At 74.0% G+C, this 13,162-nt stretch carries 12 protein-coding genes; 4 read left to right on the forward strand and 8 right to left on the reverse strand.

Features of this window, described 5'->3' with window-relative positions; genetic code table 11:
- Positions 1-8: 8 nt before the first annotated feature.
- Together ACSMTC_RS02805 and ACSMTC_RS02810 are read right to left on the reverse strand one after the other, a co-directional pair.
- Complete coding sequence (locus tag ACSMTC_RS02805) at positions 9-1,511, reverse strand: type I 3-dehydroquinate dehydratase (protein ID WP_436558024.1); 1,503 nt, start codon at positions 1,509-1,511, stop codon at positions 9-11.
- A 690-nt stretch (positions 1,512-2,201) separates the two neighbouring features.
- Complete coding sequence (locus ACSMTC_RS02810; RefSeq protein ID WP_436558025.1) at positions 2,202-3,167, reverse strand: LysR family transcriptional regulator; 966 nt, start codon at positions 3,165-3,167, stop codon at positions 2,202-2,204.
- A 194-nt stretch (positions 3,168-3,361) separates the two neighbouring features.
- Between ACSMTC_RS02810 and ACSMTC_RS02815 the strand changes: the two genes are divergently transcribed.
- Together ACSMTC_RS02815 and ACSMTC_RS02820 are read left to right on the forward strand one after the other, a co-directional pair.
- Positions 3,362-3,691 (forward strand): YciI family protein, encoded by a 330-nt coding sequence (locus tag ACSMTC_RS02815; RefSeq protein WP_436558026.1) that lies wholly within the window; start codon positions 3,362-3,364, stop codon positions 3,689-3,691.
- Positions 3,692-3,948: 257 nt separating this feature from the next.
- A complete protein-coding gene (locus ACSMTC_RS02820; protein ID WP_436558027.1) occupies positions 3,949-4,470 on the forward strand; it encodes a MarR family winged helix-turn-helix transcriptional regulator in 522 nt (173 codons plus the stop codon).
- A gap of 511 nt (positions 4,471-4,981) precedes the next feature.
- Here the strand turns inward: ACSMTC_RS02820 and ACSMTC_RS02825 are convergent.
- The 3 genes from ACSMTC_RS02825 to ACSMTC_RS02835 form a co-directional block, all read right to left on the reverse strand.
- Complete coding sequence (locus ACSMTC_RS02825; RefSeq protein ID WP_436558028.1) at positions 4,982-5,344, reverse strand: peptidoglycan-binding domain-containing protein; 363 nt, start codon at positions 5,342-5,344, stop codon at positions 4,982-4,984.
- A gap of 12 nt (positions 5,345-5,356) precedes the next feature.
- Positions 5,357-5,746 carry a hypothetical protein gene (locus ACSMTC_RS02830; RefSeq protein ID WP_436558029.1) on the reverse strand — a complete coding sequence of 130 codons (390 nt, stop codon included), beginning with the start codon at positions 5,744-5,746 and terminating at the stop codon, positions 5,357-5,359.
- A gap of 185 nt (positions 5,747-5,931) precedes the next feature.
- Positions 5,932-6,834, reverse strand: a complete 903-nt coding sequence (locus tag ACSMTC_RS02835) for a helix-turn-helix domain-containing protein (protein ID WP_436558030.1) — start codon at positions 6,832-6,834, stop codon at positions 5,932-5,934.
- 336 nt (positions 6,835-7,170) lie between these two features.
- On the opposite strand from ACSMTC_RS02835, the gene ACSMTC_RS02840 reads away from it, so the two are divergent.
- Both ACSMTC_RS02840 and ACSMTC_RS02845 read left to right on the forward strand, forming a co-directional pair.
- On the forward strand, positions 7,171-7,971 hold the full coding sequence (locus tag ACSMTC_RS02840) for a GNAT family N-acetyltransferase (RefSeq protein ID WP_436558031.1): 801 nt from the start codon (positions 7,171-7,173) through the stop codon (positions 7,969-7,971).
- Entirely contained in the window at positions 7,968-8,993 is a 1,026-nt protein-coding gene (locus ACSMTC_RS02845) for a lysophospholipid acyltransferase family protein (protein WP_436558032.1), read from the forward strand. The genes ACSMTC_RS02840 and ACSMTC_RS02845 overlap by 4 nt, the downstream gene beginning before the upstream one ends.
- A gap of 37 nt (positions 8,994-9,030) precedes the next feature.
- Here the strand turns inward: ACSMTC_RS02845 and ACSMTC_RS02850 are convergent, their stop codons facing one another.
- The 3 genes from ACSMTC_RS02850 to ACSMTC_RS02860 all read right to left on the reverse strand — a co-directional run bounded on the left by ACSMTC_RS02850 (position 9,031) and on the right by ACSMTC_RS02860 (position 13,127).
- The gene (locus ACSMTC_RS02850; protein ID WP_436558033.1) at positions 9,031-9,819 is read right to left on the reverse strand and encodes an NAD-dependent epimerase/dehydratase family protein; all 789 of its coding nucleotides are present in this window, start codon (positions 9,817-9,819) and stop codon (positions 9,031-9,033) included.
- 172 nt (positions 9,820-9,991) lie between these two features.
- Positions 9,992-10,795: a hypothetical protein gene (locus tag ACSMTC_RS02855; protein WP_436558034.1), complete on the reverse strand. Its 804-nt coding sequence runs from the start codon at positions 10,793-10,795 to the stop codon at positions 9,992-9,994.
- 538 nt (positions 10,796-11,333) lie between these two features.
- On the reverse strand, positions 11,334-13,127 hold the full coding sequence (locus ACSMTC_RS02860; RefSeq protein ID WP_436558035.1) for an alkaline phosphatase family protein: 1,794 nt from the start codon (positions 13,125-13,127) through the stop codon (positions 11,334-11,336).
- Positions 13,128-13,162 lie beyond the last annotated feature (35 nt).

Raw genomic sequence — 13,162 nt, forward strand, 5'->3', positions numbered from 1 at the left:
TCCTCATCTCACCGGTTGCCGGGCGGACGGGCTTCGGTCCGCCGGCGCGTGCCGAGGGCGCAGAGCTCCGGGCCGAGTGGCATCTGCCGTCCGGTCAGCAGGCGGAACTGCTCCCGCATCTCCATGATCAGCACTTCCCGGCCGTCGATGGCCGGCAGGCCGTGGGACCTCGCGGAGACGGCCAGCGCCGTGGGCCCGTCCCGGTAGACCAGGTCGAGGACGGCCGTGTCGGGGGCCGCGGCCGCCAGCCGGAACGGCACGCGGTCGGCCAGCGGTGTGGCGTGGACCAGCAGCGAGTAGCCCCGGGCGGAGAAGCCGGCCAGCGGTACGAAGGGCAGGCCGGTAAGCGCGGCGGCCTGGCGGCCCCGGGCCCGGCCTCGGTTCACCAGGGTCACCGAGGCTCCGGCCAGGTGCAGCGCCAGGGCGGCGGCCCGGCCCGCGCCCCCGCAGCCGACCACGGCCGCGCGCTGCCCCGTCGGGTCGACCCCGGCCCAGGCCAGGGCGTGCAGGACGGCGGCGCCGTCGGTGGTGTCGGCGTACCAGCGGCCGTCCTGCTGCCGCAGGACGTTGGCGGCTCCGGCTCCGCGTGCCGAGGGGGCGACCCGGTCGGCGAGGCCCACCGCGTCCTCCTTGTGCGGGGCGGTCACCGTCAGTCCGCGCAACGGCAGGCCGGTCCACCGGCCGAGGACGGCCGCGCTCCGCAGCAGGCGGGGCAGCGAGTCGGTCGCGAACGGCAGGTAGAGGGCCGGCAGCCCCAGCTCGCGCAGGGCCGCGTTGTACAGCCGGGGCGCGAGTGAGCGTCCGGACGAGGGGCCGGCGATGCCGTAGAGGGCGTCCAGTCGGGGAAGCGCGGGCAGGCCGTAGTCCGCGACGAGCCGACGCAGGGGCGGCATCCCGTCCGCGCCGGTTCCGCCCACCCTGCCGAAGGCCACCGGAGCGCCCAGCCACGGAGCCAGGACCCGGGTCCAGAGACCGGCCTCACCGGTGCCGAAGGCCGTCACATCGGACCGCCCGAGGGCGGCGAGCAGGCCGGGCGCCGGTGCCGGGCCCTCAAAGACCAGCAGGTAGAGCGCCGCGGGTACGACCGCCATGGCGCCGAACAGGGCGTGCGGGCCGCCGGTCGCGCGCTCCGGTCCGTGCCAGGAGATCCGGCGCTGCCGCGGGGGTATGCGGCTGGTCAGCTCCGGTACCAGGTCGTCGGGCCACTCCAGGTCGACCAGGTCGTACTGGGCGGCGGCGCGCAGCAGCCGGGCTCGCCGCTCCACCGGTGTCCCGTCGTGGCTCCCGCCCTGACGGCGGGAGCGCAGGGTGTAGGTGAGCGGGCCGCTGAACAGCCTCCGCAGCCGCCGGGGTTCGGGGTCGCCCACCAGGTCGGCGCGGATCTCCAGTCCGTCGGCCGTCGGGGCGAGGCCGCTCAGCCGGGCACCATCGAGGTCGTCGGCGGTCGCGACGACGGCCACCAGTGAGGCCCGCCGCCCGGTGCCGTACCGCCCGGTGGCCGACGCGCTCATGGGTGACACCGCCGGTACTCCGTACGGCGGGCCGGCGGTGGATCGGACCGGCGCGCGGGAGCGCCCCGGTCGGCTGCCGCCCGCGGTGTCCGCAGCGGTGCCCGCGGGGTTCGTCCCGTCACCACGACGGCCCGCCCGGCTGGGGCGGCCGACGGCTCCGCGCCGGTGTCGCGGGCCTCGGGGTACGCGAACGCGAGCCAGCCCATAGTGCCCACCTCTGACCATGTCACCGCGCGGTGGAGATCGGGTGATGAGCGCGGATCGACGGTTGTCTCATCGGAGGGAGCAGGTCCCGGTACGGGCCGCGCCTGAGCCGGGATTCCTGCGGTGTGCCCGAGGTCGCACACGCCGACGGGTGGGCGGACCGGCCACGTCGCGGTACCGGTCCGCGTCCACGGGCTGCCGGTGCGGGCGGCCCCGGGCGGAGATCACGGTGTTCCGTCCGACTGTATCCGAGTGGTCATCGCCCCGCCTTCCGGCAGGCGACCGGACCTGCGCCGGGGGCCGCCCGGCGGCTCGCGCAGCCGCCGTCCGCTCCCCCGACGGCGAATTCGTTCACCGGCCGGCCCGACCGGTGCCGCCCTGAGGCTTACGCGGCCGTCCCGGCACCGCGGGACCGCCTGGCGCTGCCGTCTCGGCGCTCGCGGTCCACCGGCCTCCCCCGGGGACGGGCCGAGGGCTCGGGAGTGATCAGGGTCGGCCACCGGCCGGGTACGCCCGCTCGTCCGGTGCGGCGCCGAGTGCCCGGCCTGGCGCCGACCGGTGCCGCCGCAGTGCGGCGACCAGCTCCAGGAGGACGGGATCGGTGTTCGCGGCGCGCCAGGCGGCGGCCAGGGTGAGGCTGGGAGCGTCCCGTACGAACGGCCGCCAGACGAGGGCCGGGTCGTCCGCCGCCGTCGAGGCGGCCTGTACGGCGACGACCGGCTCGCCGCAGGTGAGCTGGGTCTGGAAGACCGAGCGGCGTCCCGATCCCGGGCGCAGCCGCGGATCCCACCCGCCGCGACGGCAGACGGCCAGCACCTCGTCATGGTGGCCAGGCGCGAACTCCCTTGGGAACCATATGAGTTCCTGCCCTTCCAGATCGCCGAAGCCGACCGCGTCCAACCGCGCGAGCGGGTGGAGGCGGTCCATCACCACCCCCATCGGCTCCTGCCACACGGTGAGGGTCCGCAGGCCCGCCGTCGGGAACGGGGCGGTGAGCAGGCCGAGATCCAGGTCGCCGTCGGCGAGCCGGTCGAGCTGCTCGGCCGTCGAGGCGTCCAGGAAGCGGATCCGCACGGGCGGCAGCTCGCCCGAACCGGCCTGCCGCAGGGCCGCACCGGCCTCCCGCACGCACCTGACCAGCGCTGCGGGTACACCCGCCGGCACCCCGACCCTCAGGACCACGGGCTCCGTACGGGTGGCCGACTCGACCGCACGACGCGCTCGTTCCACCGCGTCCAGCGCGGCCTTCGCCTCCGGCAGCAGGGCGAGCCCGGCCTGTGTCAGGGCCATTCCGCCCGCACCGCGTTCGAAGAGCGCGGCGCCCAGCTCCTTCTCCAGCAGACGGATCTGCTGGCTGAGCGTGGGCCCGCTGAGGTACAGCCGCTGGGCCGCCCTGGTGAGATTGCCCTCTTCGGCGACGGCCTGGAAGTAGCGAAGCTGACGCAGTTCCACGGTGCTCCCCGAGCTGGGCGGCGGGTCGGTGTCCTCGGCAGCTTACTGACCCCTGAACCCGCGATGACCTGCGGCGTTCGCTCCCGCCTACCGCCCCTTCGGCCGGAACTCATGGACGTCCCGGCACTCCGGGAGGTTCGCTGGGGTCGGGCACGGCCCTGACGACGACCGATCACGGTAGAACGGAGCACGCGGTGTTCATCCTCACCCTCACCTACCTCGGCAGCCTGGAGGAGATCGACGCGCTGTTGCCGGCGCACCGGGAGTACCTCGAACGCCACTACCGCGAAGGGCGCTTCCTCCTCTCCGGCCGGCAGGTTCCCCGGACCGGCGGCTTCATCCTGGCCCTGGGAGACGGTCTGGAGGAGCTACGGGAGATCACTCGCACCGACCCCTTCGCCGACTCCGGCCTGGCCCGGTACGAGATCATCCAAATCGCCCCCACCACGGCGAGCACGCTGATCCTCGACGGCCTCGCGGCGGCGGGGATCCACGACATCGCGAGCGTCCAGCCCGCTCGGTGAGCGGAGCCGCCGGCCTGATACCGGTACCGGCCCGGCCGACCCTCCCGGAACCGGCCTGATACCGGTACCGGCCCGGCCGACCCTCCCGGGCCGCTCCGGCACCGCGGCACCGCGGCACCGGCCCGGGGGCCCGCCAGGACCAGGGCCTGTTCCATGATTGCCCAATGCGAAGTTCAGCGAGGCCGTCCCGCCCGACCGGCGCGGTGCGCCCCCAGCGGCCGCTCGCCGCAAGCGACACAAGCGATATAAAGGGCGGCATGGGACAGGACGCGCACTCTCACCCGGACCGGCCCGAGGGCGGACGAGACGGTCTCTCCCACGACACGGAAGAGGTCATCGACGCGGTCATGACCGCGTCGCGGCTCTTCGTGGCGCTGTCCGCCCGCACCCTGGCCGACACCGACGCTCCGCTCACCCTGCCCCAGCTGCGGACCCTGGTCGTCCTGAAGAACCAGGGCCCGGTCAAACTCGCCGTTCTGGCAAGCGCGTTGGCGGTGAACCCGTCCACCGCCATGCGCACGATCGACAAGGTCGAGGCCCTGGGCCTGGTCGACCGCCAGACCAATCCGGACAACCGGCGTGAGGTCATCCTCCGTCTGACGGCGAAGGGCCACGAGCTGGTGGACGAGGTCCTGGCCCACCGGCACCGCGAGATCGCCAAGATCGTGGCGCGGCTGTCTCCCGATCAGCGCTCCGAGCTGGTACGGGCGCTGCGTGCGCTCATCACGGCGGCGGACGAACCCGCCCTCGAGCCGTACGCCGACCTGCCGACCCCCTGAACCGCCGCCCGGGGGCCGACCGGTCGGCGACGGCGTGCCGCCCGGCCGGGATCAGCGCACCGTCCGCCACCCTCGGCGGGAAGCCGCCGGGCCACCGCGCACGGCGCGCGATCGGTGCACCTCCCGGTCGACCCGGCGGACGACCCGAAGATCACGCGTGGCCGCCGCCCGCTGAAGCGCCGCCCCTGCCCTCAGCAGCTGCTCCGCGGCCGTTGCCGCCGCCCGCTCCGCCGTCCCACGCGCCCTGCGATACCTGGGTTCCCGCCGATTCCGCGCACCGAGGCGCACCGAAGGCGGCCCGGCCGCTGACGCGGCGACCCGCTCCGGACGGGGCCGCGGCTCTGCCCATCCGCCGTCGAAGCCCCGGAGGCCGGCAACTCCCCTGCCCGGTACCGGGCAGGACGGGCATCCGCCTCCGCTCCTCGCCCCCGGGCATGCGGAGGTGACGGACCGGAGCCCGGCCCGTCACCCGTTCTCCCGCAACCCCGTCAGCGGGCCCTGCCGGCGGGCGTCATCGGTACAGCGCCGCCCAGGTTCCGGCGTCGACCCTGCCGTTCGCCGGCAGACCGCGCTTGGCCTGGAACTTCTTCACGGCGGCGAGCGTGGTCTTGCCGAAGACACCGTTGACGTCGCGCCACGGGAGGTACTTCCGGTTCGCCAGCAGGCACTGGACCTGGGAGACCCTGGGCCCGTGGTCCCCGTAGACGGTCAGCGCGCGACCGTCGTAGAAGGCGCAGGCCGCCCGCGGGGACTCGGCGCCGGGTGCGGTGGTCGTGGCGGCGCTCGGCGTGGCCGCGTCGGCCACCCCGGCGAAGCAGACCAGGGACAGCAGGGCGGCCGCCGCCGCCGCCGGTGTGCGACCGGTTCGGAACATCGTCGGCCTCCCTCAGCAGTCCGGAACGCCGGCGATCTTCTGGCTGCTGCTCTGCAGGTTCACGTTGCTGACGTACGCGAAGTCGCTGCCGCCGACCAGCGTGACCATGCTCCACCACCGGTTGGTGCCGCCCTTCGGGGTCTTCACCGGCGTGGTGTTCCGGTCGGTCTGGCACCAGTCCCACAGGTGCTTGTGCGAGACGGTGGCGAGCACGATGGCACTGGTCCGCGGGGCCTCCCTGAGGTGGACGTTGGTACCGAAGACGTAGACGGTCTTGTGCTTGGTGGGCACCTTGAGGGGCGCCCGGTGCTCCGCGGCCTGGGCCGCCGGCGCCATGAGGAGCGCGGCCGCGCTGATGGCGGCGACGCCCGTCGCGACGAGAGTGCGCTTGCGTACGGACATGTCGTCTTCCCCCGTTCCTTGACGACGTTGTGGCGGACAACGCCCTGCCGAAGAGCCTGCCTTGCCGCCCCCCACGCCGTATTGGAAGAAAACGCACAGAAGCGGACTGATCGCATCCGAACAGACTCGTCCGCTCAAGCCCGGCCCACCGGTCCCCTGCCCGGCGCCGCCCACCCGCACCGGGCTCAGCCCGCCAGCACCAGGCTGGTGACCTCCCCGGGCAGGCGGTCCACCACCGGCGGGCCGCCGCGGCCCCTGGCCCGCTCCGCCGTGAACGTCCTCGGGGTGCACCCCGTCATCGTCTTGAACTCGCCGCACAGATGGGCCTGGTCGTAGAAACCGCAGCGCGCCGCGACCATCGACGCCCGCTCACCGGAGACGAGCAGTCGCCGGGCGCGCTGGATCCGCAGCACACGCGCGGCCGCCTTCGGCCGCTGTCCGATCTGCTCCCGGAAACCGTTCTCCAACTGTCTTACGCTCCAGCCGACTTCAGCGGCCAGTTGCGGCACCGGCATGGTTCCGGCGGTCCGGGTGAGCTCGGCCCAGGCCCGTACGGCCTGCGGTGACGGCGGCGGGCCCATGCGCGCCCACCGGCGGAGGGTGAGGTCGAGCAGCTCGAACCGGGCCGCCCAGTCCGGGGTCCCGGCGAGCGCGTCGGTCAGGGTACGGATGCGGTTGCCGGGCAGCCCGAGCGGGTCGACGGGGCCCCCGGAGAGCTCGTACTGGTCCACGCCGAAGAGCGTGAACGCCATCCAGGGCGCGAAGTTGACCTCGACGCCGCACAGCCGCCCGCCGTGCACGGCCAGCAGCGCGCCCGTGTACAGCCCGGCCAGCACGGACACCAGGGTGACCGGCGGCCGCTTGCTCCCCACCCGGGTCACGGTGATGGGATGGTCCTCGAAGGCGAGGAACAGCGTCGCCGCGCCGACGGGTGCTTCCAGCCGACGACGCGGGCGGTCCAGGGCGATCCTCAGACCCCGGTATCCGATCACCCCGGGGCGCAGAGCGGGGTGCGGAAGTGCGTGCGCGATCTCCCAGGTGCCCAGTGGACAGGCACGCAGACGCAGGTTCGTGTCGGTAGCCGTCACGCGATGTACACGCCATGCGGAGCACGATGGTTCCCGTTCCGGACCGCCCGGCCGGCAAGGCGGCGGCCGCGCCGGAAGCCGCGTCCCACCATCGCCCACCAGCCCCTCCGGCACCACCGGGAACCCGGCGGACCGGGCCGCCGGTCCGGGAAGGACGGCCCGCGGAGGAGGGCCCGGTCCGCCGGCGGCAGCCGTTCAACGGGTGCACATCTCGGCTCCGTCAGTTGGCCATCTCGATGCCGGCCGGGGCGGGGACACATAGCAGAGCAAGCCGTCGTGAGCCCGACCACCACCGGACTCGATCTCCTCTGTCCTTACCGCCCCGGAGAGTTCGCCATGACCGCTGTGCCCTCCACCAGTTCGTCGACCCCCGCCCAGGGCGTCCCGGCCGCGTCGCGGCGCCGGGGACTGCCGGGCTACTCCGTCTCCCTCGCCGAGGACGGAGCCGATGTCCGTGCCGCGCAGCGGCTGCGCCACCAGGTGTTCGCCGAGGAGATGGGAGCCGTGCTCGACAGCCCGGAGCCCGGCCTGGACGTGGACGCCTTCGACGAGTACTGCGACCACCTGCTGGTACGGGAGTTGGAGACCGGGACGGTGGTGGCCACCTACCGGCTGCTGCGGCCGGCGCAGGCCGTCCGGGCCGGCCGGCTGTACGCGGAGACCGAGTTCGACCTCTCGCGGCTGGCCGGCATCCGCGGTGACCTGGTCGAGACCGGCCGCTCGTGCATCCACCCGGACCACCGGGGCGACGGCTCGGTCGTCAACCTGCTGTGGGGCGGAATCGCGCGGTACCTGGTGAACAGCGGCAACACCTGGATCGCGGGCTGCTGTTCGGTACCGCTGGCCGACGGCGGCGGCCTGGCGGCGTCGGTCTGGGACACCGTCCGGGCCAGGTACCTCGGGCCCGAGGAGTACCGGGTGACCCCGCACCGGCCGTGGGATCCCACCGGCGTTCCCCGGCCCGCCGGGGCCGGGCTGCCGCCGCTGCTGCGCGGCTACCTGCGGCTGGGTGCCCAGGTCTGCGGGATGCCCGCGCACGATCCCGGTTTCGGCGTGGCGGATCTGTACGTGCTGCTGTCACTGGAGCGGACCGACCCGCGCTACCTACGGCACTTCCTGTCCGGAGCGCCCGCGTGAGCGAGCACGAGGACACGGGTGTCTGGCTGCCGTGCCCGCCCTGTACGCCCGAGTCGTGCGTGGCCCCGCCGTGGCCGGTGGTGGGCGTCGCGCGCCGGCTGCTCCGGGTCGCGGGCTGCGCGTCCGTCCTCGTCGTGGGGGTCGCCCTCGCCCCGGTCCTGCGCGGCCGGGGCCGAGGGGCGGGAGAACGGCTGGTCCGCTGCTGGGCCCGCACGATCGTCACCACCCTCGGGGTCCGGATCCGGCCCGCCGTCCCGCCCCCGGACGGCGGCGGAGAGCTGCTGGTGGCCAATCATGTCTCCTGGCTGGACGTCCCGTTGATCGCGACGGCGTTTCCCGGCCGCATGCTGGCCAAGACCGAGGTACGGAGCTGGCCGGTGCTCGGCCCGCTCGCGGCCTGGGGCGGCACGGTCTTCATCGACCGGGACCGGCTGCGCGCGCTGCCGGGCACCGTCGGGGAGGTCGCGGCCGCGCTGCGCCGGGGCGAGCGGGTGGTGGTGTTCCCCGAGGGCAGCACCTGGTGCGGACGGAGCGGCGGCCGGTTCCGGCCCGCGCTCTTCCAGGCCGCGATCGACGCCGGGGTGCCCGTCCAGCCGGTGGTGATCCGCTACCGGCTGGCCGACGGGGCGCCGACCACCACACCGGCGTTCGTGGGCGAGGACGGGCTGCTCTCGTCGCTGCGGCGGGTGGTCGCCGTCCGCGGTCTGTGCGCGGAGGTGGTCCCGCTGCCGCGCATCCCCGCCGGGCGGCACTCCACCCGGCGCTCCCTGGCCCGTGCCGCGCAGGCCGCGGTGGACCGGCACCGCTTCGCCGGCTCCGGCGGCTCCGGCGGCTGCGCCGCGCAGAGCGCTCCCGGGCGGCGTCCGGGCATCCCCGGCCCGCGGACGGCACCGCCTCCGGGCTTCGCCCGGGAGGCGGTCGCGGCCTTCCTCGCCGTCCGCGGCGCACCGGTCGCCGCGGCCCGACCCGACGTCCGCCCGGCCCGGGCCGCCGGCCTCGCCGTGGCGTGCCCGCGGCCGTAGCCGTGGCCGTGGCCCGGCGGCCCGGGGTCTTCGTCCGTCACATCCGGGTGAAGGCCCCGCCGATGTAGCGGTGGTCCGGGTCGTCCTCGGCGAGCTCGCCGTGTTCGGCCAGGAGCCCGGCCGCGTACTCCTCGGCGTCGTCCTGCGGCCGGTAGCCGAGCCGCCGGGCGGGTTCCAGGTCCCACCAGGCGCGGGAGTTGGCCGAGATGCCGTACACCACCTGGTGGCCAGAGACCGGGGCGGTCAGTGCGGCGTGGACCAGGCGGGCGCAGTCGTCGGGGCTGAGCCAGGTGCTGAGCATCCGGACGGTGGTGGGCTCGGGGAAGCAGGAACCGATCCGCAGCGAGACGGTGTCGATCCCGTGCCGGTCGGCGTAGAGCGAGGCGAGGTTCTCCCCGAAGCACTTGGACAGGCCGTAGTAGGTGTCGGGGCGCTGGGGCGTGTCCACTCCGACGGGCTCACCCGCGGGCGGACGCCCGGTGAAGCCCACGGCATGGTTGCTGCTCGCGAAGACGATCCGCCGCACCCCGGTCCGGCGGGCGGCCTCGTACACGTGGTAGGTGCCCTCGATGTTGCTGCCGAGGATGTCGGGGAACGGGGCCTCCGTGGCGATCCCGGCGAGGTGGACGACGGCGTCCACCCCCCGCATGGCGTCGGCCAGTGCGGCGGCGTCGCGCACGTCGGCGGTGACGGCGTCCGGCTCCCCGGGGATCGGGACCCGGTCGAACAGGCGCAGCCGGTGGCCCTGTTCGGGCAGCCGGGCGCGGAGGAAGGTGCCGACGAGTCCGGCGGCGCCGGTGAGCAGGACGGTCTGCGGGTCGCTCATGGGGTCACCTCGTTGATGGTCGGTCAGTCGGTCCCCCGAACATATGCCGGGCGCGGTGCCGCACGGGCTCAAACGGTCGTGTCCCCGGCAGACCCTGGCCCGATCGGTGGTCTCGGCGAACGCCGGATCCGGTCCGGCTCGCCCGGGCGGGGTCGGCGGCCGGTCCGCTCGGTCAGCCGCAGTGGCTCCAGCCGCTGGTCCAGGAAGCGCCCTGGTACGAACCTCCCCACTGGACGCAGCTCTTGGGAGCGTTCTCGGTGACCGGGCCCGCGTAGTAGGTGAAGCTGCCGGGGTCGCTCGCCGATCCCTTGCCCTGGACGGCCAGGGTCGCGTTCATCGCGACCGAGCCACCGGGGTGGTCCGGGAGCGTGACGACGCAGTTGCTGCCGGTGGCGGCGTTGAACAGCAGGTACACGCTGGCTCCGCCCAGGCTGTGCGAGTCGACGACCCGGTAGCCGCCACCGCACACCTTGGCGGCGCTGTACGGGTTGGCCGCGGCCGGCGGCGGTGTCTGCGACTCCTTCGGGCTGGGGGTGGCGCTCGGGGTCCGGGCCGGTGGCGGTGGTGCGGCCGAGGAGGCCCCCGCCGCCGGAGCGGCCGACCGCGACGCTCCGGTGCTCGGACCCCCGGCCGTGGCCGAGGCGGAGACGGCGGCGAAAGGTGAGACTTCTTCACCGGGGGCAGTGCTGGAAGCGCCGGGGCCGGTCGAGGCGCTCTGTCCCCCGCCGATCCGGTTGACCGCCGTGGCGGGGGCGTGCGCCGTCTTCTCCCCCGTACCGCTGACCTGGACCACGGTGGCGATGATGCCGCCGACCGCCGCGGTGGCCGCGACACCCGCCGCGACCATCCGGATCTGCTTGCGGCGCCGGACCTCCTGCTCATGACGCTCCGCCAGTGCCGCCCAGTCCGGCTGCGGTACCGCGGTCACCAGCGGTTCACCGCTCCACTGCGGCCCTGTTCCCCGTGTCTCCGTCATGGGCCGACATCCTAGAAGATCATCCGCAGGACCTGCGCACGGGCTGCCACCGCCCCGGCAGCGTGGGACGACGTCCGGCGGAACGCCCGGGACTCCGCCCGCCGAGCCGTACGCGGCCCGCGCGGGGACGGCTCGGGCCCGACCGCCTCCGGGGCCTGCGGCACCCTCGTCACAGCATCTGGTACCCGGCGGCGCTCCGGTGCCTCAACGGCTACCGGCACCGGGGCTCCGAACGGAGCGCGAGGCGTTCGGCACCCCTTCCTCCGGGGGCGCTCCGCCTTCTCCTCATCGATTCCTCAGGTTCCCCCGGCAGACTTCGGCGGAGGTCGATGACGGCGCTCTCCCGGCCCCCGACGGGAGGGCGCCTCGTCGGTCCGCCACGCCGAAGCTCCCCGCACCCGGTCGCGGCGCTCTCGCCCGCCTCCCGGAGACCAGCCGTGCCCGGCGACGGCGGCCGGCCGGTACGGCGAAGCCCCCGGCCGCGGGCGACCGGGGGCTGAGCACAACGCGTGTCCGATGTTACGTCAATTACGGTGCTTCAGCTGACGGTTAGCGTCAGCGGGCCCGCCAGTGCCGTGTAGCCGTTGTTGTAGAGGTACCAGACGGCATAGGTGCCGGGGCCGGAGAGGCTCCCGGTGCCGAAGGTCAGGCTGCCGCTGCCGTTCGGGGCGTACTGCCAGGTCAGAGATGCCTTTTGACCGGGGGTCACACCGGTCGGGTAGATGCCGATCCAGTTGGTCGAGCTGGTGCTCGCGGCCGGGGCCGAGTACTGGAAGGTGACGCTCGACCCGTTGGGGACGGTCGGGGTGGCGGTGGTCAGGGCGCTGGTCGGAGCGGGGGTCGAGGAGGGGACGAAGGCGTCGTTCAGCGGTGTCGCATAGGTGTCGTTGGCGGTGATACCGGGCAGGCCCAGCGCCGCCTCGATGGTGCGGGCGGTGCTGTAGTGGTCGTAGCGGGTGGCGCTGGTGGTTCCGGCCGGCACGGTGCCCTGGGAGCCGACGACGATCGCGGCGACCTGGTTGTCGGGGTTGCTGGTGTCCTCGTCCCAGGTGAGGATCAGCAGGGACTTCTGCGTGGTCCAGGCCGGGGACTGCATGACCGGGGCCAGGGTCTGCTTGAGCCAGCCGTCCTGGGTCTTGAGGCTGGTGGAGTTGCCGTTGCCGGAGGCCTCGCCGTCGTAGTAGTCGTCCGCGGCGATCCAGGAGAAGGCCGGGGTGGTGGCCGCGCTCTGCAGGTCGGTGGTCAGCTGGGTGGTGTCGAAGAGGTGGGCGGCGCAGCGGGCCGGATTGCCGCTGACGTTGGTGTAGTTGATGAACGGCGCGTCGTCCGGCTCGTAGTACGAGTCGTACTGGGTGGTGGTGTTGCAGGGGGTGCCCATGCCCTGCTCGTACGCCTTCCAGGTCTTGCCTGCGGCCTCGATCCGGTCCCCCAGGTGCGTGCCGGGGGAGTTGATGTGCGGCCAGTAGGTGGCGCCGGTGGTGTAGGTGTCACCGCCGGCGACGGCGAGGTAGTTCTCGTCGCTGGGGTGGTAGACGGCGTGGTAGTTCGCCATGGACGCGCCCTGGGCCATCAGGCTGTGGATGAAGGGGGTGTCCGCCGGGTCGCCCATCACCGCCGTGTAGTCGGTGTTCTCCATCATGACCGTGAAGACGTGGTCGTAGCCGGGCACCTTGGAGGCCGGCGGGGTGAGGCCGGCCGCGGTGACGGGGGTGGAGAGGGTGAGCGACAGGTTGTCCAGGTAGCCGGATTCGCCGGAGCTCTGCAGGAACTGCGCCTCGACGAGGATCGAGCGGGTACCGGCCGGGACGGCGCCGGTACTGCTGCGGGCCAGGAAGGAGGTGGCGTTGGACCGGTCGGCGGCGGAGACGGTGGGCAGGACGGCGCCCGCGCCGAGCTGCCGGCCCGAACCGTCCTGGAACTGCAGCGAGACCTGGACGTGGCCCGCGTAGGTGGTCCAACCGCCCAGCCAGCCGGACAGGTTGTAGCTCACGCCGCCGCCGTCTATCGCACCCGCGGCGGAGGAGACGTCGACGGCCTGTTCCATCGCACCGTCACCCTGGTTGCCGGGGGCGAAGAACGCCGTGCCGGGTGCCGGGCTCGCCGGATGGCCGAAGGAGCCCGCCGAGTAGCAGACGACGTCCGGGCTGCCGGACAGCACCGTCCAGCCCGGGATGGTGGTCGCCGCGGTCCAGTCGGTGGTGCAGTAGCCCGCTTCGGCGTCGCCGTTCACGATCAGGTTCCCGCTGGTGGCGGCCGCATGTGCGGGCGTCACCACGAGAAGCGCTCCCAGTAGGGCGACAACGCCGCCGAGCGCTCGCCAGAGTGGTCTCATCTCCGCTATTCCATCCCATCGGTGTGAACAGGCGT

The organism is Kitasatospora sp. HPM-01-4 (assembly GCF_051374625.1).
Lineage (GTDB): Bacteria > Actinomycetota > Actinomycetes > Streptomycetales > Streptomycetaceae > Kitasatospora.

Excerpts from the sequence above, each read along its gene's own strand:
- ACSMTC_RS02805 (WP_436558024.1), bottom strand. The coding sequence starts at position 1,511 with ATGAGCGCGTCGGCCACCGGGCGGTACGGCACCGGGCGGCGGGCCTCA.
- ACSMTC_RS02820 (WP_436558027.1), top strand. The coding sequence starts at position 3,949 with ATGGGACAGGACGCGCACTCTCACCCGGACCGGCCCGAGGGCGGACGA.
- ACSMTC_RS02825 (WP_436558028.1), bottom strand. The coding sequence starts at position 5,344 with ATGTTCCGAACCGGTCGCACACCGGCGGCGGCGGCGGCCGCCCTGCTG.
- ACSMTC_RS02830 (WP_436558029.1), bottom strand. The coding sequence starts at position 5,746 with ATGTCCGTACGCAAGCGCACTCTCGTCGCGACGGGCGTCGCCGCCATC.
- ACSMTC_RS02840 (WP_436558031.1), top strand. The coding sequence starts at position 7,171 with ATGACCGCTGTGCCCTCCACCAGTTCGTCGACCCCCGCCCAGGGCGTC.
- ACSMTC_RS02850 (WP_436558033.1), bottom strand. The coding sequence starts at position 9,819 with ATGAGCGACCCGCAGACCGTCCTGCTCACCGGCGCCGCCGGACTCGTC.
- ACSMTC_RS02855 (WP_436558034.1), bottom strand. The coding sequence starts at position 10,795 with ATGACGGAGACACGGGGAACAGGGCCGCAGTGGAGCGGTGAACCGCTG.
- ACSMTC_RS02860 (WP_436558035.1), bottom strand. The coding sequence starts at position 13,127 with ATGAGACCACTCTGGCGAGCGCTCGGCGGCGTTGTCGCCCTACTGGGA.